Below are 19,598 nucleotides of genomic sequence, written 5' to 3' on the forward strand. Positions count from 1 at the left end.
CATGTTTTTGAGCTACTTAGAGCTAAACTTGCGCTATAAACGAAATATATAAAAAGGCACTTTTGTGCCTTTTTACGTTTCTTTACTCGGTCAATAATGACATTTTGATAAGAAAGCCGTAATCTGTGCCTCTTTTATATCATTCACACAGGTAAGGTTGTGCTTTCAAAATCTGTTATTTTGCGATTTTCAGAGCTTTCAAAAAGAAAGAAAGCCTTTGCAATAGGGTTACCTATTGTAGTTGCTGCAGCCGTCTTGTTGTCTTCAAATCCTGAATCAAATCAGCGACGTATTGCTTTATCTCTTCCAGAGACTGATGTTGTAGAAATCCTTTTCGGAGAATCAAAGCAAGAGAGTGCGCCACTTCCTGATTACGAGTATGTCATCAAATCTGGTGATAATTTAAGTAGCATCTTTAATCAGCTTGGTTATTCCTATCAAGCCCTGATGAAGATTACGGAAACAGATTTAAACTATCTGGCATTGGATACATTGAAACCCGGCAATATTTTGCGTTTCTGGTCCGGTGACGATAAACGAGTTCTGGCCAAAATGGAGCTAGAATTTAGTCTGGTCGAGCGAGCGGTGTATTCTCGAGTTGACGATGGAAGCTATGAGTATAAGGATGTAGTGTTACCGAGCCGATGGAAAGAGTTTGCTCTTGTCGGTGAAATTCAGGGTAGCTTCTCGCAGTCAGCAAACAAGTTAGGCTTAGGTAGTACAGAGATAGACCAAATCGTTGCCTTGCTAAAAGATAAAGTAAATTTTGCACGAGATTTACGTGCAGGCGATCAATTTGAAGTCGTACAATCACGTCAATATGTCGGTGAAAAACTGACTGGAAACCGTGAGATTCAGGCGATTAAAATTTTTAATCGTAGTAACGAAATCTCCGCTTATCTGTATACAGATGGCCAATATTACGATAAAGATGGCAACAGTCTTCAACGTGCTTTTCAGCGTTATCCAACAAAAACACATTGGAGAATGTCATCAGGTTTCGATCCTAACCGTCATCATCCTGTTACTGGTTTGTTTACTCCACACAACGGGACTGACTTTGCCGCTCCAGTAGGTACTCCAATTCTATCCACGGGGGATGGTGAAGTGATTATGACTCGTAATCATCCTTATGCTGGCAACTATGTTGTGATTAAACATGACAACACCTATACAACTCGTTATTTGCATTTAAGCAAGATATTGGTGCGTAAAGGGCAGAAAGTGACTCGTGGTCAACGAATTGGTTTGTCTGGTCAATCAGGGCGTGTAACGGGACCACACTTACACTATGAGTTGATTGTTCGTGGACGTCCGGTAGATGCAATGAAAGCAAACATCCCAATGGCAACATCGGTACCGAAAAGTGAAATTTCATTGTTCTTGGCTCGTCGAGATGAGCTAAACAAAATACTTGATGACAAAGAGAGCATGATTGCTTCGAATATCAAAGATGTTTCTCAAGAAGGCTAGATGTTACTATTAGCTGTGAATAAGAGCCCTGTCATTGAATAGGGCTTTTTTATGCGCGAAATATAGATGGATGACAACGGTGTCAGTATCGAAATTTCTAATTTTGCGTATATAATCCGCCCGTAATTTATCGAGGAGAGAATTTTATGCAGCAAAACGATTTTGAAGCATTAGTAAAAAGCCTATGTGAGAAAGAAAATCTACCTCAGGCTCTAGAGCTGCTTAAAGCAAGCGAAGATGAAGAAATTGCAGAAGCTGCCCAGTCCTTAACAGGTCAGTTTGAGTTGGCTGAAGTTGAAGGAGAGAAGCGCATCTATCATGTAACTTTACAGCAGAATGAACTAGGTGCCGAGCAAGAGTTTGTAGAGCACGTTATGAATGAAGGTGATGATGTGATCAAATTTGTTGCTTGGTTCTTTGATATTAATTTTGAAGTTAAACAAAGCGATACGTATCAGGCTGCCGGCAAAACGTATAAGCAACCGAAGAGAAGCTAATAGCCAAAGTACTATAGTTTGATTTGCGTCTTTTGTAGCTAACTGAGTGTTTTGCTGTTGGCGATAAGTTTAAAGGAATTACAGCGTTATACTATTATATCAAACTCAGTATTAATTTGTTCAGTATTAGGCAATGAGTACCGAATGAAAACACCCACTTATTGTTTAATAAGAACGCCAGTCAGTAATACCACATAATTAAATTTTCTGGAAAGCCTTGAGGTTGAAAAAACTCAGGGTTTTTTTGTGTTCTTAAATGTTAATGGATTTGATTGTTGCTGTGTCTTTTAGGTAAATTAACAACCAAAAAATGTGATATAAGTCTTGTTTGTTTGATTTTATGTGATATTATTCACATAAAGGTCAGGTAATAAACTTACAACAATATCGGAGAAGGATTATGAATTACCAACTAGGTTCAGCATACACTCTTATGAGCGAAGTTATTGTTAAGCAAGTAATGGACGAAGCTCTCTACGGTAAAGAAAAGCCAAAGAAAAAATCACTAATCAAGACAATTTTTAAGAAAACAAGTAAATAATCAAAAATTGTTAGATTTCAATATTCAAAAACCCCACAGATGTTGCTCCATTTGTGGGGTTTTTACCTTTCACCGCCACTCTATCTGTGGTTAGCAGTATCACCGTTTTTTGATGAGTTTGACGTAAAATCGGCGATATTTCTCTGTTTCAGCCAGTTTTCAAGCTCATTGCAACCACCAATGTATTTCCCCTCTATCCAAATCTGGGGTACGGTTACTGGTGTTTTCTCACCAATGATCGCTTTAACTTCTGGAATCATTCTATATAAAGCAGCACCACTTTTTACCACATCAAAGTATTGATAAGTAATACCTGAATCGTGGAGTAACTGCTTAGCTTTAGCGCAATATGGGCAAGCCTCTTTGCCATAAACAATATTACCTTTCAAAGAATCACGTTTTACCCATTCCTGAATCGCAGTTTGTACCAGAATTCCTCTGTTGAGAGCTTCACCTTGGCAGATCACTTTCCCTTCAAGAATAACGATAGGAGCATGCCAAGCTCCATATTTTAAGGGTTCCCACCAATTAGAAAGCCAATCCTTAACTTCTAGCTCGATAGGGACGTCTGCGAGCTCATTTTTAAACGTATCAATGAGAATGTCTTTAGTCAGGGTGCATTCGCCGCATGGGATACTCACTTTAAAGGGGCCAAAGTGACCAGCCCATCGGTATAAAGTAATGTTAATTGGTTTTGTCATAGTTAACCTTTGCTTGATTACTTACAACATAAGAACGAACTCAGGCTGTTTTAATTTCAGCATGTGTTTTCTTAGTTTCCCATTGAGTAATGAATGCAACAGACAAAATGATTATGATTGCTCCTAACCATAATCGACCTGGAGGTACCCAGCCAAAGACCATCCAACCAGCAAGTACATTCAATGGAAGTTTGGCGTGGTCAAATGGTTGTACAAACGACGCATCGGCAACAGAGTATGCTTTTACTATTGCCCATTGAGCAAGTGCGGTCATGGCTCCGGCCACTATCAGCAAGGCCCACAAAGTACCGCCGACAGGAGTTTGCCATTCAGGAATTGCAAGAAGTAAGTTAAAAGGCGTGATGAGAAGCAATAGATAAACCACCATCGTTGAAGGACTATCAACCGCAGATAATTTTTTAACCATTAGTGAATAACATGCCCAGAAAAATGCAGCGCCAACTGGAAGCAGAGTAGCCCAACTGAAATCTTCAGCCCAAGGTTCCAAAATGATCATTGCACCAATAAACCCTGTAAGAGTGGCACTCCAGCGTGCAACACCAACTTTTTCTTTTAGTAACAAACCTGAGCCAACGGTTGCAAATAAAGGTGAAGTCATAAGTAGAGCAATACCCTGCCAAATTGGTACAGGGTAAGCTAGCGCCCACAGCCACAACTGAATGCCTATAACCGCTAAGAAAACACGAAACACGTGCCAACCTAAATATTGAGTACGTAATGGTTGGCGAACTCCCAGTGTTTTTAAATAAGGAACAATAACCACTATTGCGACTGCATATTGAATCAGAGCAACAGTCGTTGAACTGAGCCCAAACTGGATGCTCGCAATTTGTGTCACACTATTCACAACAGCAAAAGCTAACCCTGCTGTTAACATCCAAAATGCGCCATGGATTGGCTGGTGTCTTCCGTTCATTTGAAATGCTTAGCTATGATAGATAATTTTGTTGAATGATACGTTCTAATTACAGGGAATCCAATCGAGATTATCTGTTGGAGCTATTCAAGATATTTGAGGTAACACCAACCACATCAATTTCCCATTCAAATAAACATTGAATAGCGATAAGCAAACCCTTCGAGCCATGGAAGGCTCGGAGGAGCCCCAAGGATGGAGTTCTTTTTAAACAATAAGTGCGGATTTGCGTTCCGTGTTTATTGCATAATACTGAACAGATTAATCGTGAGAATGGTATAGCGAACATAAAAAAAGACCTCCTAAAAGGAGGCCGAAAGAACATGAAGTGACCAGTGATTTCTGCCTTATCACTGAAAAGAAGCACAAACGCTGCCTGCATTTGTAATTTATATAAAGCATTTACTGTGCCAATAATTGTTTTTCTTTGATTACAATAGGTTATGTTTATTTTGCGTTTTTGTACAATTAAGTTACGTGCATCTTCATGGAGCAGCACGCTGTGATCTGGTGCAAATAAAAAAGGTCAGATTTACATCTGACCAAAAGGACTTCCCTTGGGAGGGTATTACTACAGATTAGAAATCGTAACGGATACCAGCCTGCAATTGGTTATCTTTATTGTCTAGTTGTTGCAACATATAACCTGCGTAAGTACGTAAGCTACTATTGAACTTATGCTCTACTTCTAGTGCTATTTGGTCTTTCGTGTCAGCACTATCTACTTGTTGGTAATTATAAGCAGCGATCAGTGTTGTAGAACCAAAGCTGTATTTGGTTGCCAGTTCGTACATTTCTGCATCGACTTCAGCGTCGTTAGACACTTTTGTCCCCGTACCGTAAATTGCACCAAGGGTTAATGCTTTAAGTTTGTATTGCACGCCAAAGTTCAATTGGTCTTCTGAAAGGGTCCCCTGATCTTGAGATGTGTAACCTAAACCCAGTTTCAAACCGAAGTCAAAGCCATATACGGCAGATGCTCCAAACGAGTTGTTATCTTTTTGTTCTGAAGCAATGTAGTTAGCTTTAACTGATAAAGCATCGAACTTACCAGAGTAAACGAAGTTGTTTTTACGTTTGTCTTTGTTTGCGTCAATTAAGTCCGCAGCAGCTTCATCAAAAGTATTCATCATATCGGTAAAGTCTGTTACTTGAACCTGTGCCGAGTCTTGTTTACCGTATGAAAATTCACCAAAAGAAGTACCAAGACCGGCGAAGAAGTAACGGTTATTAATCGTAGATGTATCGTCTGAATCAGTAGTAAATTCAGATTCATATTTACCAAAGCCGTAGAGATTATCCGAAATATTTGTTTTGCCCACTAGATTAACACGAGCTTTAGATTTGTCTTTGAAAGCGCTAGTTTCATCTGATTCATTATCATCAGAAATATTAAATGCAGCTTCCGCACGACCACCAACTTTAAGTTCAGCATCATCTGTTTTATAAACCGTTGCTGCCAGAGCTGAACCTGAAATCAGTGCAGAGAAAATAGTAGATGCGAGTACAGTTTATTACCTTAATCAATTTGGCGAGCGTCATTGCTCCTATTTCGATTGAGGTAAGTTAAATTTATTCGATGACAGAAATATTTCTAGTCTTTGACGTTTGTATTTTGTTTTTATTGAAGAAAAATGAAAAAGCTCACCATTTGGTGAGCTTTAATGCGAATCGATTATGAATTAAGCGATTTTCACACCGTTTGCGGTTAACGCTACAGCGATATTACCGCGAGTTGCGTTTGAATATGGACATACTTGATGAGCGGTTTTTACTAGTTCAATAGCCAAAGTTTCTTCAAGATCGAGCTTAGCTTCGAGGCTAACTGTTAGAGCGAATCCACCATTTTCATTTGGACCGATGCCAACTTCTGCAGTTACAGGCGCTGATTTAAGCGCTACTTTCGCTTCACGAGCCACATGTAGTATCGCATTTGAGAAACAAGCTGAATAGCCTGCTGCAAACAGTTGCTCCGGGTTAGTGGCTGTACCATTGCCACCCATTTCTGTTGGGTAGCTCAAGTCTACGGATAGTAGACCGTCTTCAGTTGAAACTTTTCCGTTACGGCCTGCTAGTGCAGTTGCTTTTGTTGTATAGATAGTTGTCATGTTTTTTTTACCTTAAAATATATTGCGTGCAATTTAATTGTTAGCAATATTAATTCGATCTTTAGGTAGAATGCAAGTATATTGTGCACAACTTATTTTGAGAGAGAGAAACATGAGTCATTGTGTAACAGGTAAGAGTGTCGATTCACTGACAAGAGAAGAGTTATTATTGCTTGATAATCAACTTTGTTTTCCTTTGTATAGTGCTGCTAATGCGGTTGTTCGTGCGTATCGACCACTGCTTGATACCCTTGATCTTACCTATGCTCAATATCTGGTTATGATGGTGCTGTGGCAAACAAACGGCATTAACGTAAAGATACTTGGCGAACGATTACATCTTGATTCAGGGACGCTAACCCCACTTTTAAAGCGTCTTGAAAGCAAAGGGATCGTGACTCGGAAACGTGGGCAGTCAGATGAGCGTGTACGTGAGCTCTTCCTGACAGATGAAGGTTTTGCGTTAAAAAGGAAAGCGATGTCTGTACCAAACGCTATGCTGTGTAAGCTTGATCTCGAATTGGACGAGCTTATTTCGTTAAAAACACTTTGCGAAAAGGTCATTGCGAAGTTGTCTTAATCGGAAAAGCGAGTCAAAGATCTTAGTTTTAGTTTCACATTCATCAATTTAGTTGTTGAATTAAACGGATGAGATAAAATTTTCGCTCACTCATTGTTCAAGGAAGAAAAATGTACTCAGTTCGATTAGATGAGCAACATGTCTACCCATCAAAAGTAGTCTGTGTGGGGCGCAATTATGTTGAGCATATTAAAGAGCTAAATAATGCCATTCCGGATCAAATGGTAGTATTTAACAAACCAAACAGTAGCGTCACTTCAACGTTAAGTTCCTTCCATCAAGAAACGCTGCATTACGAGACAGAGATCTGCTTTCTTATTAAAGATGGACAGTTTTCAGCGGTGGGTCTGGGGCTAGATCTTACTAAGAGAGAGCTACAAGCCGAATTGAAGAAGCAAGGTTTGCCTTGGGAACGCGCAAAGGCATTTGACGGTTCAGCAGTGTTCAGCCGTTTTATTCCATTGGGTGATATAGATATTGCATCTTTGCATCTTGAGTTGCTTATTAACTGTGTGCGAGTGCAGGCTGGTGGCGTTGAGCAGATGATGTATAAACCTGTTGTGATTCTCAACGAATTGAAGTCATACACTACTTTGTTTGACGGCGACGTCATTATGACTGGTACACCACAGGGCGTAGGTGAAGTGCATCGTGGAGACGTGTTCTTGGGTCGCTTAAAAAGTGGCGACAAAACACTTATCGAAATTGAATGGGCAGCAGAGTAACCAGTGTTTCATTCCCTTCTTACTTTCATTTTTTAAATAAAGTAAGAAGGGAAATCAAAGTTCTACTTATTTCGCTTTCGCAAAACTTTCTATCCCCAAACAATCAAGTTAAGCACTAAAAATGCAGCCATGCTTACCACAACGGTCAATAGTACATTTTTTGTCTTCCAAGCAATAATACCTGCCAACATTGCCGCCCAAAGATAAGGGTTGTGGGCTGAAGCATTAAGAGTATTGCCGTGAGTAAAAACAATGGGGGCCCAAATTGCCGTTAGAACTGCAGGACTTGAATAACTCAGTAACTTTTGTACTCCTGGGCTGAGTCGAAGTGGTAGTCTTGGCTCTAAGAAAAGGTAGCGGCTTAGGAAAACCAAACAGGTCATTGCCAAAATGGAGAGAATAATCATGCTTCATCTCCTGATTCTTTGTTTCTCACGGTCCTTTTCGCGAGGGCCAACTCCCCGAAGTATCCAGTCAACATAGCCCCTATACTGGCGTACATTAAGCTGCCGTTTACGTTAAGCATTGTTAGAGCGACGGATAGAACGAGCGCAGTGATCACCGAAACAAGAATAGGGATACTCTTTACATTCGGAACGACGATAGCGATAAATGTTGCTGCCACAGCGAAATCTAATCCAATTGAGCTAAGTGAGGGGATGTAACTACCTGCGACAATTCCGACTAAAGTGGCCAAGTTCCATATGAGATAAAAACTCAGCCCTGCACCTAATGCATACCAATGGTTAAACTGCTTTTCACTTTGTTGACCACATAATGCGAATAGCTCATCAGTGAGTAGAAAGCCAAGTATGATTCGCCAACGGGTAGGTAATGGGCTAATTTTTGCTCTCATCGACACGCTATAAAGAAAATGTCTCGATGTGATAAAAAAGGTGGTGATCATCATTGTCATGAGACCCGCACCCGCTTTAATCATACCAGTTGCTACTAGCTGAGCTGATCCTGCGAATAATATTGCCGATAGTGCTTGGCTTTCCAATGGGTTGAGTCCGGCCTCAATAGCAAAAGAGCCTGCAAGTAGTCCCCAAGGTAACACGGCTACGCTCAGGGGTAGCATAGCAACTGTGCCTTGCCAAAAAAGCCGTGGATTTGAGTCTACGGCATGTTTTGATAGAGCCGTACTATTCATAAACTATCCTTAATTTCATTAAACTAATTCGAATCTTCCAGGAAGGCTGCTTCTTTTGGTTCTATGACTAGAGTTCGAGTAGGGAAAGCTATATCGGCACCATTTTGATGAATGATATCAATCACTTTCAACATGACATCTTGCTTCACTTCATGAAAGCGAACCCAATTAATGGTTTCTGTAAAGGTATAAATAAAGAAATCGAGCGAAGAAGCACCAAATGCGTTGAAGTTGACGATTAAGGTTTGTTCTGCATCGATATCTTCATGATTTTCTAACATGTCACGAACTTGAGCGACAATGATAGCCATTTTGTCGACATCTTGATAACGCAGACCTATGGTTTCATATATGCGGCGGTTCTTCATGCGTGAAGGGTTTTCTACGATGATATTACTGAATACGGAATTTGGCACATAGAGAGGCCTTTTGTCGAATGTCCGGATGATTGTCATCCGCCAACCAATACGCTCCACGGTACCTTCAATTTCTCTATCTGGAGATCGTATCCATTCGCCAACTTTGAAAGGGCGGTCGAAGTAAATCATTAGACCACCGAAGAAATTAGAGAGAAGATCTTTTGCCGCAAGACCGACAATTAAACCACCGACACCACCAAAAGTTAGCAAGCCTCTCAAGCTGACTCCCAGTGTTTGCATCACCGAAAGTAAACCAATGGTCAAAATGATTAGACGTGACACCTTGCCTACCGCTTGGACAGTCGTTTCGTCGCGTCGTTTATCTTGGAGAAGGTAGTGCTCGACGTTAAGAGCTAAACGAATCAGTATCCATATGAAAATGGCAGCAAGCATGAGCTTTTTACTTGTTGCTAACCAACTGAATTTACTTTGAATGTTATCATCTAGCAGTAGCCCCAGAGAAATGGTCGCAGGCCAGCACCAGATTAGGGTACTTATTGGGGTTTTTAATGCGTGTAATATAAGATCATCCCAGTGAAATTTAGTTTTTTCACTGATGTTGAATAAATGGCTATAGATGAAGCGCCAAACAACCCATGCAACTAAACTTGCTAAAGTGATAAAAATTACGCTGTTATCCCAGCCTTTTAGATATTGTGAATTCTGAATATCTGTTAATAAATCGTTCATATCCATCCGAACTTGATGTCATTTTCCTCATCTAAATTAACAGAAAGTAGGTTAATTCTCTAGATTATGTGAGTTAAGTGGCGAATTTTTAAGACCATTCTATGATATTTAAAAAGTAGACCAAGATTATTCAACACGTTTGGTAATTGTTGTCATTATTATGGTTAGCATCCGTAAAGCTGGATAACCATTTAAGTTAGTAAGGCTAGAAAATGAAAATTCGTGATAAGCAATTTGCCGTCGTCGGCTTAGGGCGCTTTGGTTTATCGGTATGCCAAGAGTTGGCAGATGCTGGTGCTCAAGTACTGGCTGTTGATGTGAATGAAGAAAAAGTAAAAGCAGCAACTCAATTTGTTACTCAAGCAGTCGTTGCTAACTGTACTCTAGAAGATACTGTAGCTGAGCTTAAGCTCAGCGATTACGATATGGTGATGGTATCCATTGGTGAGGATGTTAACGCTTCCATTTTGACCACTCTCGTAATGAAAGAGTCAGGTGTAAAATCGGTTTGGGTAAAAGCGAGCGACAAGTTCCATTCCAAAATTCTGCAAAAAATTGGTGCTGACCATATCATCATGCCTGAGCGTGATATGGGTGTTCGTGTCGCTCGTAAAATGTTGGATAAACGCGTGTTAGAGTTCCAAGAGCTAGGAAGTAACCTTGCGATGACGGAAGTGGTTATTGGTTCGCGTTTGATGGGGAAAACTATTGGTCAACTGAGTCTCTGCCAGAATGACGAAATTCAAGTTTTAGGGTTTAAGAGGGGCCCTGAAATAATTAAAAACCCTGGGCTCGATAAAGTCATGGAAATTGGGGATATGTTGATCGTTGCTGGCCCGAAAGATGTGTTAATGGCTAAGTTGAAATCTTTATGAGTTTATTTCGCAGCGGTGTTTTCTACCCTTTGGAAAAAGAGCATTTAGAAAAGAAAAGCTCTGAACCCAAGATCATCTTATATAGCTTCCTGTGGGTACTGATACCTTCCGCAATCTTACTGACCCTTCCCGTATTTTCAGTATCTGGTTTAAGTTTTTCTGATGCACTGTTCACTGCAACTTCCGCGATCAGTGTAACGGGACTCGGTGTGGTAGATACCGGACAGCACTTTACGTTAGCAGGAAAAATTCTGCTGATGGCTTTGATGCAAATAGGTGGCTTAGGGCAAATGACGCTGTCGGCAGTATTGTTATACCTGTTTGGGGTGCGATTAAGCTTGAATCAACAGGCGCTAGCTAAAGATGCATTAGGACAAGACCGTGCAATTAACTTACGTAAATTGGTGAAGAAAATCATTACTTTTGCACTGCTGGCAGAATGCATGGGTTTTATTCTTTTGTCGTTTCGTTGGGTGCCGGAATTAGGGTGGTCAACAGGGCTGTTTTATGCGCTTTTCCATGCAATTTCAGCTTTTAATAACGCAGGTTTCTCACTGTTTTCCGATAGCATGACGGGCTATGTGGGAGACCCTCTAGTGATCATTACACTCTCCAGTTTGTTTATCTTTGGTGGGTTGGGCTTCACTGTTGTGGGAGATGTTTGGACCAACTGGCGAAAAGGCATTAAGCGTTTCAGCTTACATACCAAAATTATGCTGACGGCAACGCCAATGCTATTGCTGGTGGGAACGGTATTGTTCTGGCTTTTAGAGAGGCACAACCCCAGTACTATGCAAAATTTGGATTTGGAATCGCAATGGCTAGCCGCATTTTTCCAATCAGCGACAGCAAGAACGGCGGGATTTAACAGTGTCGATCTTGCTCAGTATACTCGCCCAGCATTGTTAGTGATGATTATCTTGATGTTAATTGGGGCAGGTTCTACTTCGACAGGGGGAGGTATTAAAGTCTCAACTTTTGCGGTTGCATTCGTTGCTACATGGGCTTTCTTGCGTCAGAAAAAACATGTTGTTATGTTTCGCCGTAGTGTTAACTGGCCAACCGTAACGAAAGCACTTGCGATTATCGTCGTCAGTGGGGCATTACTTACAATTGCGATGTTCTTGCTGATGATCACGGAAGTTAATGCCAGTTTTGACCATATTTTGTTTGAGACGATTTCAGCATTCGCTACCGTTGGTTTATCTACGGGACTAACGGCAGAGCTTTCTGAACCGGGTAAGTACATCATGGTGGTAGTGATGATTATTGGGCGTATTGGGCCGTTAACTCTTGCCTATATGCTCGCAACTCCTCAGCCAACTCTATTGAAGTATCCTGAGGATACCGTGCTGACAGGTTAGTTCTGCTCGAAGTGGTTAGTGATAGCTCTTCGGCGTGTTTCTGCTCCGCCTGAGGTATCAATGGTGTCTTCAAACCCTTGTTTGATGAAACGCTGAATTGGTGATGAAGGTTGAATACGTTTTAGTTGTGGTGATTTGTCTGTTCCTGCTAAAGCATAGATTGAGCGACCTTGTCCTGTTTCAATCTTGATGTTCTTGCCATCATATTCAAAGCTAGTGCTAATTAATCGGTGATTACGAAATACGCCTTGGTCATTTAGCGTCAATACTTCAGTACGGTAGCCTGGGGCATTAATTTCGATCCATGATCCGTAGACTTGAGAAGGATTGGTGTAGGATTGGTAACCAAAATAAATCATAGAACCACACAATAATGCTGCTATACCTAAGGTCGTGGCGAATACGGATTTAAATATTGCTTCGTTTGACATGTGGTTACTAATTACTCCGACGACTTGCTCATTTTGTGGGTTTTTTCATACGTTTACTAAAAGTACCATTAAATGGCTTAGCATTTAAAGCATCATACCGGATTTAGCTAGCTATCCGCTCTTCATCTGTTCTGAACTGTGAGTATTACAGCATAGTCAATCGTTAAAAGTCACAGTCTGATCGCCAATTGTTACATTTGAATTTGCAGTGGATTTCGTGCTTAGCTCCAAATCAATAAAAATAATGTGGATATTTTGCGTCTTGAATCAAAGATTGTAATGCGTTAAAACAATACGCTGTAGCTTGGACTAGCAAGCAATTGATAATTTACAAGGAAGAACGATGATTAAGGAAAACAGTTATTTTGAAGGCACCGTTAAGTCTTTAGGTTTTACCCACGCAGATAGCGACGTTACTGTTGGAGTAATGGTTCCAGGAACTTATACATTCAACACTGGTAGCCCTGAGTGCATGACCGTTGTTAAAGGTGCACTAACTATTAAACGTATTGGTGACAAAGACTGGATGACATTTGAAAGCGGTGACGCTTTTGAAGTCGCTGGAAACTCATCATTTGACGTGAAAGTTGAAGCGTCTACAGCTTATTTATGTGAATACCTATAATACTAGGTAAAGGACCACACTAGTTTACTCATTTTATGAGTTACTAGTGTGGTAAAACAAAAAGGAATGGGCAGTGGATTATTCTCTTTTTGTCCAACTGCTCATTAGCTGTTAAATCTAAGAGCAGTAGAAAAGCCAAAGTGGCCTTTCAAATTCAATGTATTAATAAGTTTCGAATAAACCTGAGTTATAATCTTTTATCGCTTGTTCGATTTCCTGAATCGAGTTCATTACAAAAGGCCCATAGTGCACCACAGGTTCATTAATAGGCTCACCAATGAACACTAATACACCGCTTGTGTCATTGGCTGTCATCGAGAAAGATTCCCCGCTAGACAGCAACGCAAACTCACCTTGCATAAGTACTCGTTCACCCACCTTAATACTACCTTTATAGGCGTAGAGCATCGTATTGTGATGTTGAGGTGTTTGCACGGTTACGCTACTGCCAGCAACACTTTGCCAGTCAGCAATAGTGACTGGTACTCCGGTTTTCGTTAGTGGCCCTTGTAACTTGGTATTATTAGCTGTGATATCACCAGCTAACACTCTCAATAATGCAAGCTTTTCATCTCTGAACTCAGTAATTGTTTCAGGTTGGAAATCATGGTACTGAGCAGGTTTCATTTTGTCGCGTGCTGGTTGATTGATCCAGATTTGAAAACCGTGCAGGTCACCGTCTTGCATGATGGGCATTTCACTATGAATAACACCTTGTCCTGCAGCCATCCATTGTGCACCACCAGTGCGAAGTGAACCCACATTGCCCATATGATCTTTATGTTCAAAGTGACCTTTAAGCATATAGGTCAGAGTTTCAATACCTCTATGTGGGTGTGGAGGGAAGCCTCCTACATAATCTGAACGCTGGTCTGATTTGAGTTCATCCATCATCAAAAATGGAGAAAAAGCAGCGTTGTTAAAGCCTGCAACACGCTGAATTTTTACGCCGTCGCCGTCAGACGTTGGTTGAGCTGGGATAATTTGGCGGATTTCACGATGTGTACTCATAATTTTTATACCGTAACTTTTATATCGTAAATAAGGTCGGCAGACCTTTAGACTATGTTCGAATTGTAGTAGACGAATTGAAAAAGGATGAGAGGTGTTAGTCGAGGAAGTCATTCAATTATTTCGAATGAGTGTATACAACGAGTGTGCCTTCGGTAGCCAACATCTTTGTTGGTCTATACTTAAATAGAATGCGAAGCGGACAAGGAGGTTACCATGGCCGTTCTTCCCAAACATACTGACCAGAATCCTCACTATGACCCGAATGACGATCTCACGGTAGATCAGTTACACAGGTATACACGAGCTGCCAATAAAGCACAGAAGCAACGTGAAGAAGTCGAAAGAAGTGAAGATCCGTCGATTATCGAAGTTGTTCGTAGAACAAGATTTACAGAGCATAGACTTGCAGCTAAATCTAAAGGCGGTAAACGAAGTTCACATCAATATGCGATGTATATGGTGTTCATTGCAATACTGGGATTGGCCGTCATGTATTTGACTCAGTAGCTCTCAATATCGGTGTAACATTTCCTTCACTATAGTTCGCCATCTGGGTTTGATGGTCACTAATGTTTTGATAATAGTAATATTGGTTTTTACCGTTGTGTTTAGCTGCATACATAGCTTTATCAGCACAGCGGGTTAATTCTGCAAGGTTGTCTGCATCTTGAGGGTATAAAGCTGCACCTACACTGATGGTTACATTGCTAAGTAACTGTTTATCTTTGTATTTACTATCAAATAGATGACAAATTCTGTGTAGGATGTTGTCCAAGTCTTGTAATGAATTTACACCGTAAAGCAGTAATACAAACTCATCGCCGGCGAATCTCGCTATCGAGTAGTCTGCCTTGTTCGTTTTTCTGTCTCTAGTTCGAACATTATTCTTAATTCTATGCGCAAAATTTTTGAGAATTTTGTCACCCATTTCATGGCCGTAGCTGTCGTTTATGTGTTTAAAATTATCGATATCCAGAAACACCAATGCAGTAATCCTTCCGTCTTGGTGAGTTTCAGACAACTTTCTCTCTGCCCAACTTTCAAAGCTCCAACGATTAGCTAGACCAGTAAGGTGATCTCGATAGGCGAGTTTCTCGATTCCTTCTAGGTAGAGTGAATTGATATAGTTGATGGCTTTAGAATAAAAATAGGATGATGTATTACAAACTGCACACATAGCGACGAGACTAATGAAGAAACGTTCTGCAGCAAGTATGTCACTGCTAATAGAAACATGTTGACCGAATATGGCAATCCCAATTAGTGCACAGTAACCACAACTGATGACTAAACCGGCTGAAAATGTGTTGATGAATATAATAGCTGCGAGTATCGGATATACCCACAGTAAGCGATTCTCTAACTCTGTTCCGTAAACAAAAACCATAAAGCCTTGTGTCAACATCACTAAAGTAAGGATGACATCATTGTATTTGGGTCTTTTTGCAATTATCAGGTAAGCCAGATTAGCGGAGGTAATGATAAAGCTAGCTATACATAAAAAACCAAAGATATAGTTATTATTCGTTAAATGGTGATAACCATAAAATGCAAATGCAACGATTGATACAAGTGAACCTAATAATATGACTTTGTGTTTTCTGACTGAACTAAGCTCTGCCATCTCCTTTAACTGATGTCCCATCAGTTTATTCATTATTAAATCGTCCTAGATACAAACCAACTCGATTAAAGTCTAGGAGAAAAAAATGGAAGCAAGACCAAAAGAAAAAAATATCTTGTGATAGGTTTCACCTTTCTGGCTAAACTTAAATTCTTAAACTAGTTCTAAAGTTTAGAAACGGTCGCGAAATGGCGTGTAACTTCGTTTTATATGTGGTTAAGAGAAGATAAGTGATCAGATGCTTTGTTGACTAGACTATACGGTTAGTAATAGTAAAGTGGTTAATAGAAAGGCGTAAATGTGATTACGCCTTTTGGGATATTCTTACTTAGATACTAGGCCATAAGGAAGGCTAGCAAATACCTTCGGTTGCTTTTCTATTGTTGGAATCGAATTCACTTGCTGCCAATCTAGCAACATTATAGCTAGAACGTTGCGATGTTCCCCGTGGCTCAAATCGAAATCACCAGATGTTGAAGGTATCATTCCTTGGTCACGGTTGATGGCTTCTTTAATGTGCAGTCTGGTCTTCTCAACCACTGGGTCATTGTTTAATCCCGCTAATAGGAAAGAGATCCCTACTTCAGCAATGATGTCTTCTTTGGCCTTGAGCAATATTGTATCGATATTGCTTCGAAAATAGTCAAATATCCATTGATGTTCTGTTTCACTAACCGCATGTTGGTAATACTGTGAATCAGCAAAAATAATATGAGTCATTCCGTAAAGTTTGTTCCCATATTGCTGATTGGTGAGGTTTTCATCGAGATTATCTGGGTAAGTGTTGCGAAAAGCCTCGATAAATGGTTGAACTACATCTTGCTCACCGAGTTGCTTTAGCCAATAGACTTGATTAGCAAGCTGCGCGGCCCACGCTTTGATCATGCCTTCGTTAGTCACGTAATGGGAAAAGTCATAGCGGCGAATGATCTCTCGCAGTTTCGCATCTTGTTTGTGTTTCAGACCATACTCATCAGCACGCGCCATCGAGCCCAAAAGGCCAATTCCTAAATACAGATATTCGGGATTGTGCTTGGTTACGGTATAGCGCAGTTTAGATCGTTCATCCGTTTTGTCGAGGTAATCAGCAAGCCTTGATTGGCTGTTCATATAAATCTGTTCTGGTGTATGAACTTCTTCCGCATATCGGTTTAGACGACTTGCCACTCGCGCTAGATCGCTCCATATAGCCGCATGATATTTGTCATTTGATGTCTGCCGATACATTCGCAATGCATAATGACCTTCTTCAAATGCGGGTAATGTGTAGAGTTGGCTCTCGTATGTCTTTCGAATAATATCTGCGAAGTATTGGTAGCTTTTTTCTTGTTGCTGAGCTTGAACTTGGGTAGCTTCACTCCAATTGGGTAGAGTGGAAAGTAGAAATAGTGAAGCTCCGATACTTAATGCTATGTATTTCTTCCGTAATAACATGATGACAATGATGTTGAAAAAATGATTGCTCACAGTATTGATGGTGTGAAAATGATTTGTGTGAGCAATGGGTCAGTAATGTGTGAATTTCATACTTAACCTGACAAAAACATATCGAATAAACTTTATCTGCTTGTCTTTCAAACTAATAAATATAGCGGAAGGTGAGGTTAATACGTTCGTCCTTGTGCCTCGCTGTCTTGGGTATAGAGTGCTGCCAATAGTGTTGGGTTTCACCTGCCATAATAAATAACGAACCATGAGCCAATTCTAGTTGGTATCTCTCTTTAGTAATAAGATGACGCAGGACAAATCGCCGAGATTCGCCGAGTGTTATCGAAGCGATTACAGGGTTGATTCCTAGCTCGATTTCATTGTCTTGATGCCACCCCATCGAATCCTGTCCGTTCCGATACAAGTTAGCCAGTACAGAATTAAATGAGTGCTTAGCTATGGCTTCAGCGCGAGACTTCAAATCGAAAAGAGTTGAAGTCCATGGTAGAGGTTGCATTGCCAATCCAGAGTAGGTGTATGGTTTGTCTCCGTGCCAAGCTTGCAATCTCGGCTGTAAAACTTGTTTACCAAACATTCGGATTTTTTCTTGCTGCCAATTAATTTCTTTTTTAAGAATGTGAAAAGTCTGGTCTGCATGATCTTTAGATAGAAAATTGGGTGCATAAAACAGCCTTGCATTAGGTAACTCCACCCAATTATTCTCGCTTTCGTTTAGAAAAAATAACGCAAATTCCATAAGTTATACCCATAATATTGTTATCTAAATTATAAATATTTGGCTTGGGATCGGCTGAATAGTATTACATTTTCTGTGCTTGTCATCGTTTAGACGTACGACATAGTGGGACAGTCGTCTTAATCGTTACACAATTGAAGGAACGTTGCATGGGAGTTATCTCAGGCAAACTATGGATAGTTAGAATTCTACTACTGACTTTTCTTTTGATTTTTATTGGCCTGATTGAGTCTTTCAATATTAGTCAGAGAAACTTCATGAGAGAAGGTTTGTATACACGAGCAAAAGAAGAGCTGTTATCTATTCGCTTTCGGCTCGAAGCTTCCATTTTGTCTGATATTTATGCCGCTAATGGTCTGCAAGCACTTGTTACAGCACGCCCTAGTACGAACTTTGAAGACTGGCCTCAAATAGCCGCAAGCGTATTGAGAAAAGGTAAGCATCTTCAGGTTTTGGGGTTAGCCCCTAATGACATCATAAAATATATATACCCATTAGAAAGTAATCAGGCGGCACTGGGTTTGGATTATCGAACGGTCCCTATACAGTGGGCATCGGTAACCAAAGCGCGAGAAATCCAAGAAATATTCATTTCAGGACCCGTTGATTTAGTTCAAGGGGGGCGAGCTCTCGTGGCTCGCGTTCCAATATTTACAGATCCTCCGATGAACAAGAATTATTGGGGAGTGTTTAGCATCATTATCAACTGGGATTCTCTATTTTCTGCGTCAGGCGTTGAGACTTTCAGCTACTCCTACAATTTCGCAATTCGTGGTTTTGACAGTTCGGGAGAACAAGGCGCGGTTTTCTTTGGTGAGCAAAGTACATTTGAAAATGCTTTCGCGACAGAAGATGTGCATTTCCCCTATGGCAGTTGGGTGATTGCAGCTTCAGAAAAGAGAGATCTCTTGAAGCAACTTCCTTGGTATCAAAGCAATATTGTTCGATTGCAGGGGTATCCCATTTTGTTGGTATTGATGTTAATGGCATTCATTATTTATCGCCTTTACACCGTTGCAAACGAACGAGCCATGTTTGATGAACTGACTAAACTTCCAAACCGTCGCTATTTTATATTCACGTTACAGCATTTCTTTGAATTGGCGGAAAAGTCTAAGGGCAAGAACAGTTTTGCGATTTTGAATATTGATCTAGATAAGTTTAAATCCATTAATGACAAATACGGCCATGATGCTGGAGATAAGGTGCTTATTGCTTGCTCCGAACGAATACGCTCTGTTCTGCGTGCCTCTGATATTGTTTCGAGGATGGGGGGGGATGAGTTCCTTATTCTACTCCCTCGTATTAACCGTATTTCTGATTTGGAAAATATCAGCAAAAGTGTAGAGAAGGCGATTTCTGACACTCCGGTTATCTACGAAAAAAAACTGTTTAACATACATGCTAGTGTCGGTTATACGCTTTATCAGTCTAAGTATGTTGATATTGATGACATGCTTAAGGCGGCGGATGAAGCAATGTATGTCGTCAAGCACGGTCTTGCTTAATCATGTCATTCTTATATTCATTTGGGTTCTTAATTTTGTTGCAAATTGCCAATATTTGCATTTTGCAATTTCGTTATGATATTTGTTGTAATGAAACGGAGTGTTTTATGTACGAAATGATTAATTTATAGTCAGAAAAACTTGGCAC

The 19,598-nt window shown here is 40.4% G+C and carries 22 protein-coding genes; 10 read left to right on the top strand and 12 right to left on the bottom strand.

What is annotated here, in order from left to right; translation table 11 throughout:
- Positions 1–159: 159 nt before the first annotated feature.
- The 3 genes from shyA (at position 160) to G5S32_RS17800 (ending at position 2,511) form a co-directional block, all read left to right on the top strand.
- Positions 160–1,473, top strand: coding sequence for a peptidoglycan DD-endopeptidase ShyA (gene shyA, locus G5S32_RS17790; protein ID WP_165313500.1), 1,314 nt, complete (start codon positions 160–162; stop codon positions 1,471–1,473).
- A gap of 146 nt (positions 1,474–1,619) precedes the next feature.
- Entirely contained in the window at positions 1,620–1,970 is a 351-nt protein-coding gene (locus G5S32_RS17795) for a hypothetical protein (RefSeq protein WP_165313501.1), read from the top strand.
- Between the two features lie 400 nt (positions 1,971–2,370).
- Complete coding sequence (locus G5S32_RS17800; RefSeq protein WP_165313502.1) at positions 2,371–2,511, top strand: hypothetical protein; 141 nt, start codon at positions 2,371–2,373, stop codon at positions 2,509–2,511.
- A gap of 80 nt (positions 2,512–2,591) precedes the next feature.
- On the opposite strand, the gene G5S32_RS17805 is transcribed toward G5S32_RS17800, so the two are convergent.
- The 4 genes from G5S32_RS17805 to ohr all read right to left on the bottom strand — a co-directional run bounded on the left by G5S32_RS17805 (position 2,592) and on the right by ohr (position 6,257).
- Positions 2,592–3,212, bottom strand: a complete 621-nt coding sequence (locus G5S32_RS17805) for a glutaredoxin (protein ID WP_165313503.1) — start codon at positions 3,210–3,212, stop codon at positions 2,592–2,594.
- A gap of 40 nt (positions 3,213–3,252) precedes the next feature.
- A complete protein-coding gene (locus G5S32_RS17810) occupies positions 3,253–4,149 on the bottom strand; it encodes a DMT family transporter (protein WP_165313504.1) in 897 nt (298 codons plus the stop codon).
- A gap of 578 nt (positions 4,150–4,727) precedes the next feature.
- A complete protein-coding gene (locus G5S32_RS17815; RefSeq protein ID WP_165314191.1) occupies positions 4,728–5,642 on the bottom strand; it encodes a porin in 915 nt (304 codons plus the stop codon).
- Positions 5,643–5,831: 189 nt separating this feature from the next.
- Positions 5,832–6,257, bottom strand: a complete 426-nt coding sequence (gene ohr / locus G5S32_RS17820) for an organic hydroperoxide reductase Ohr (protein ID WP_165313505.1) — start codon at positions 6,255–6,257, stop codon at positions 5,832–5,834.
- 112 nt (positions 6,258–6,369) lie between these two features.
- Here ohr and ohrR point away from each other — a divergent pair, with 112 nt between their 5' ends.
- Together ohrR and G5S32_RS17830 are read left to right on the top strand one after the other, a co-directional pair.
- Positions 6,370–6,837 carry a transcriptional regulator OhrR gene (gene ohrR / locus G5S32_RS17825; RefSeq protein ID WP_165313506.1) on the top strand — a complete coding sequence of 156 codons (468 nt, stop codon included), beginning with the start codon at positions 6,370–6,372 and terminating at the stop codon, positions 6,835–6,837.
- Positions 6,838–6,947: 110 nt separating this feature from the next.
- Complete coding sequence (locus G5S32_RS17830) at positions 6,948–7,562, top strand: fumarylacetoacetate hydrolase family protein (protein ID WP_165313507.1); 615 nt, start codon at positions 6,948–6,950, stop codon at positions 7,560–7,562.
- 89 nt (positions 7,563–7,651) lie between these two features.
- Here the strand turns inward: G5S32_RS17830 and G5S32_RS17835 are convergent, their stop codons facing one another.
- From G5S32_RS17835 to G5S32_RS17845, 3 genes are read right to left on the bottom strand one after another with little or no spacing between them, the layout of a single operon-like run.
- Positions 7,652–7,969 carry an AzlD domain-containing protein gene (locus G5S32_RS17835; RefSeq protein WP_165313508.1) on the bottom strand — a complete coding sequence of 106 codons (318 nt, stop codon included), beginning with the start codon at positions 7,967–7,969 and terminating at the stop codon, positions 7,652–7,654.
- Positions 7,966–8,715 carry an AzlC family ABC transporter permease gene (locus G5S32_RS17840; RefSeq protein ID WP_165313509.1) on the bottom strand — a complete coding sequence of 250 codons (750 nt, stop codon included), beginning with the start codon at positions 8,713–8,715 and terminating at the stop codon, positions 7,966–7,968. The genes G5S32_RS17835 and G5S32_RS17840 overlap by 4 nt, the downstream gene beginning before the upstream one ends.
- A 23-nt stretch (positions 8,716–8,738) precedes the next feature.
- Complete coding sequence (locus G5S32_RS17845; RefSeq protein WP_207621658.1) at positions 8,739–9,824, bottom strand: mechanosensitive ion channel family protein; 1,086 nt, start codon at positions 9,822–9,824, stop codon at positions 8,739–8,741.
- Between the two features lie 212 nt (positions 9,825–10,036).
- Here G5S32_RS17845 and G5S32_RS17850 point away from each other — a divergent pair, with 212 nt between their 5' ends.
- The gene (locus G5S32_RS17850) at positions 10,037–10,699 is read left to right on the top strand and encodes a potassium channel family protein (RefSeq protein ID WP_165313511.1); all 663 of its coding nucleotides are present in this window, start codon (positions 10,037–10,039) and stop codon (positions 10,697–10,699) included.
- Complete coding sequence (locus tag G5S32_RS17855) at positions 10,696–12,063, top strand: TrkH family potassium uptake protein (RefSeq protein WP_165313512.1); 1,368 nt, start codon at positions 10,696–10,698, stop codon at positions 12,061–12,063. The genes G5S32_RS17850 and G5S32_RS17855 overlap by 4 nt, the downstream gene beginning before the upstream one ends.
- Here the strand turns inward: G5S32_RS17855 and G5S32_RS17860 are convergent.
- On the bottom strand, positions 12,060–12,494 hold the full coding sequence (locus tag G5S32_RS17860; protein ID WP_165313513.1) for a DUF2850 domain-containing protein: 435 nt from the start codon (positions 12,492–12,494) through the stop codon (positions 12,060–12,062). The two genes, G5S32_RS17855 and G5S32_RS17860, sit on opposite strands and share 4 nt — an antisense overlap.
- 343 nt (positions 12,495–12,837) lie before the next feature.
- Here G5S32_RS17860 and ppnP point away from each other — a divergent pair, with 343 nt between their 5' ends.
- On the top strand, positions 12,838–13,119 hold the full coding sequence (ppnP, locus tag G5S32_RS17865; RefSeq protein ID WP_165313514.1) for a pyrimidine/purine nucleoside phosphorylase: 282 nt from the start codon (positions 12,838–12,840) through the stop codon (positions 13,117–13,119).
- 162 nt (positions 13,120–13,281) lie between these two features.
- On the opposite strand, the gene G5S32_RS17870 is transcribed toward ppnP, so the two are convergent.
- Positions 13,282–14,130 (bottom strand): pirin family protein, encoded by an 849-nt coding sequence (locus G5S32_RS17870; RefSeq protein WP_165313515.1) that lies wholly within the window; start codon positions 14,128–14,130, stop codon positions 13,282–13,284.
- Positions 14,131–14,346: 216 nt separating this feature from the next.
- Between G5S32_RS17870 and G5S32_RS17875 the strand changes: the two genes are divergently transcribed.
- Positions 14,347–14,640 (top strand): hypothetical protein, encoded by a 294-nt coding sequence (locus tag G5S32_RS17875; RefSeq protein ID WP_165313516.1) that lies wholly within the window; start codon positions 14,347–14,349, stop codon positions 14,638–14,640.
- Here the strand turns inward: G5S32_RS17875 and G5S32_RS17880 are convergent.
- From G5S32_RS17880 to G5S32_RS17890, 3 genes are all read right to left on the bottom strand, one after another.
- Positions 14,621–15,790 (bottom strand): GGDEF domain-containing protein, encoded by a 1,170-nt coding sequence (locus G5S32_RS17880; RefSeq protein WP_165313517.1) that lies wholly within the window; start codon positions 15,788–15,790, stop codon positions 14,621–14,623. The genes G5S32_RS17875 and G5S32_RS17880 overlap by 20 nt on opposite strands.
- A 291-nt stretch (positions 15,791–16,081) precedes the next feature.
- Positions 16,082–17,191 carry a DUF3541 domain-containing protein gene (locus G5S32_RS17885; RefSeq protein WP_165314192.1) on the bottom strand — a complete coding sequence of 370 codons (1,110 nt, stop codon included), beginning with the start codon at positions 17,189–17,191 and terminating at the stop codon, positions 16,082–16,084.
- Between the two features lie 145 nt (positions 17,192–17,336).
- On the bottom strand, positions 17,337–17,942 hold the full coding sequence (locus tag G5S32_RS17890; protein ID WP_165313518.1) for an alpha-ketoglutarate-dependent dioxygenase AlkB family protein: 606 nt from the start codon (positions 17,940–17,942) through the stop codon (positions 17,337–17,339).
- 149 nt (positions 17,943–18,091) lie between these two features.
- Here G5S32_RS17890 and G5S32_RS17895 point away from each other — a divergent pair, with 149 nt between their 5' ends.
- Positions 18,092–19,450, top strand: coding sequence for a diguanylate cyclase (locus G5S32_RS17895; protein WP_165313519.1), 1,359 nt, complete (start codon positions 18,092–18,094; stop codon positions 19,448–19,450).
- Positions 19,451–19,598: the final 148 nt, after the last annotated feature.

The organism is Vibrio ziniensis (assembly GCF_011064285.1).
Taxonomy (GTDB): Bacteria; Pseudomonadota; Gammaproteobacteria; order Enterobacterales; family Vibrionaceae; genus Vibrio; species Vibrio ziniensis.

Bases quoted from the DNA above. Each gene is read 5' to 3' on its own strand.
- G5S32_RS17795 (WP_165313501.1), top strand. From the start codon at position 1,620: ATGCAGCAAAACGATTTTGAAGCATTAGTAAAAAGCCTATGTGAGAAA.
- G5S32_RS17800 (WP_165313502.1), top strand. From the start codon at position 2,371: ATGAATTACCAACTAGGTTCAGCATACACTCTTATGAGCGAAGTTATT.
- G5S32_RS17805 (WP_165313503.1), bottom strand. From the start codon at position 3,212: ATGACAAAACCAATTAACATTACTTTATACCGATGGGCTGGTCACTTT.
- G5S32_RS17810 (WP_165313504.1), bottom strand. From the start codon at position 4,149: ATGAACGGAAGACACCAGCCAATCCATGGCGCATTTTGGATGTTAACA.
- ohr (WP_165313505.1), bottom strand. From the start codon at position 6,257: ATGACAACTATCTATACAACAAAAGCAACTGCACTAGCAGGCCGTAAC.
- ohrR (WP_165313506.1), top strand. From the start codon at position 6,370: ATGAGTCATTGTGTAACAGGTAAGAGTGTCGATTCACTGACAAGAGAA.
- G5S32_RS17830 (WP_165313507.1), top strand. From the start codon at position 6,948: ATGTACTCAGTTCGATTAGATGAGCAACATGTCTACCCATCAAAAGTA.
- G5S32_RS17835 (WP_165313508.1), bottom strand. From the start codon at position 7,969: ATGATTATTCTCTCCATTTTGGCAATGACCTGTTTGGTTTTCCTAAGC.
- G5S32_RS17840 (WP_165313509.1), bottom strand. From the start codon at position 8,715: ATGAATAGTACGGCTCTATCAAAACATGCCGTAGACTCAAATCCACGG.
- G5S32_RS17845 (WP_207621658.1), bottom strand. From the start codon at position 9,824: ATGAACGATTTATTAACAGATATTCAGAATTCACAATATCTAAAAGGC.
- G5S32_RS17850 (WP_165313511.1), top strand. From the start codon at position 10,037: ATGAAAATTCGTGATAAGCAATTTGCCGTCGTCGGCTTAGGGCGCTTT.
- G5S32_RS17855 (WP_165313512.1), top strand. From the start codon at position 10,696: ATGAGTTTATTTCGCAGCGGTGTTTTCTACCCTTTGGAAAAAGAGCAT.
- G5S32_RS17860 (WP_165313513.1), bottom strand. From the start codon at position 12,494: ATGTCAAACGAAGCAATATTTAAATCCGTATTCGCCACGACCTTAGGT.
- ppnP (WP_165313514.1), top strand. From the start codon at position 12,838: ATGATTAAGGAAAACAGTTATTTTGAAGGCACCGTTAAGTCTTTAGGT.
- G5S32_RS17870 (WP_165313515.1), bottom strand. From the start codon at position 14,130: ATGAGTACACATCGTGAAATCCGCCAAATTATCCCAGCTCAACCAACG.
- G5S32_RS17875 (WP_165313516.1), top strand. From the start codon at position 14,347: ATGGCCGTTCTTCCCAAACATACTGACCAGAATCCTCACTATGACCCG.
- G5S32_RS17880 (WP_165313517.1), bottom strand. From the start codon at position 15,790: ATGAATAAACTGATGGGACATCAGTTAAAGGAGATGGCAGAGCTTAGT.
- G5S32_RS17885 (WP_165314192.1), bottom strand. From the start codon at position 17,191: ATGTTATTACGGAAGAAATACATAGCATTAAGTATCGGAGCTTCACTA.
- G5S32_RS17890 (WP_165313518.1), bottom strand. From the start codon at position 17,942: ATGGAATTTGCGTTATTTTTTCTAAACGAAAGCGAGAATAATTGGGTG.
- G5S32_RS17895 (WP_165313519.1), top strand. From the start codon at position 18,092: ATGGGAGTTATCTCAGGCAAACTATGGATAGTTAGAATTCTACTACTG.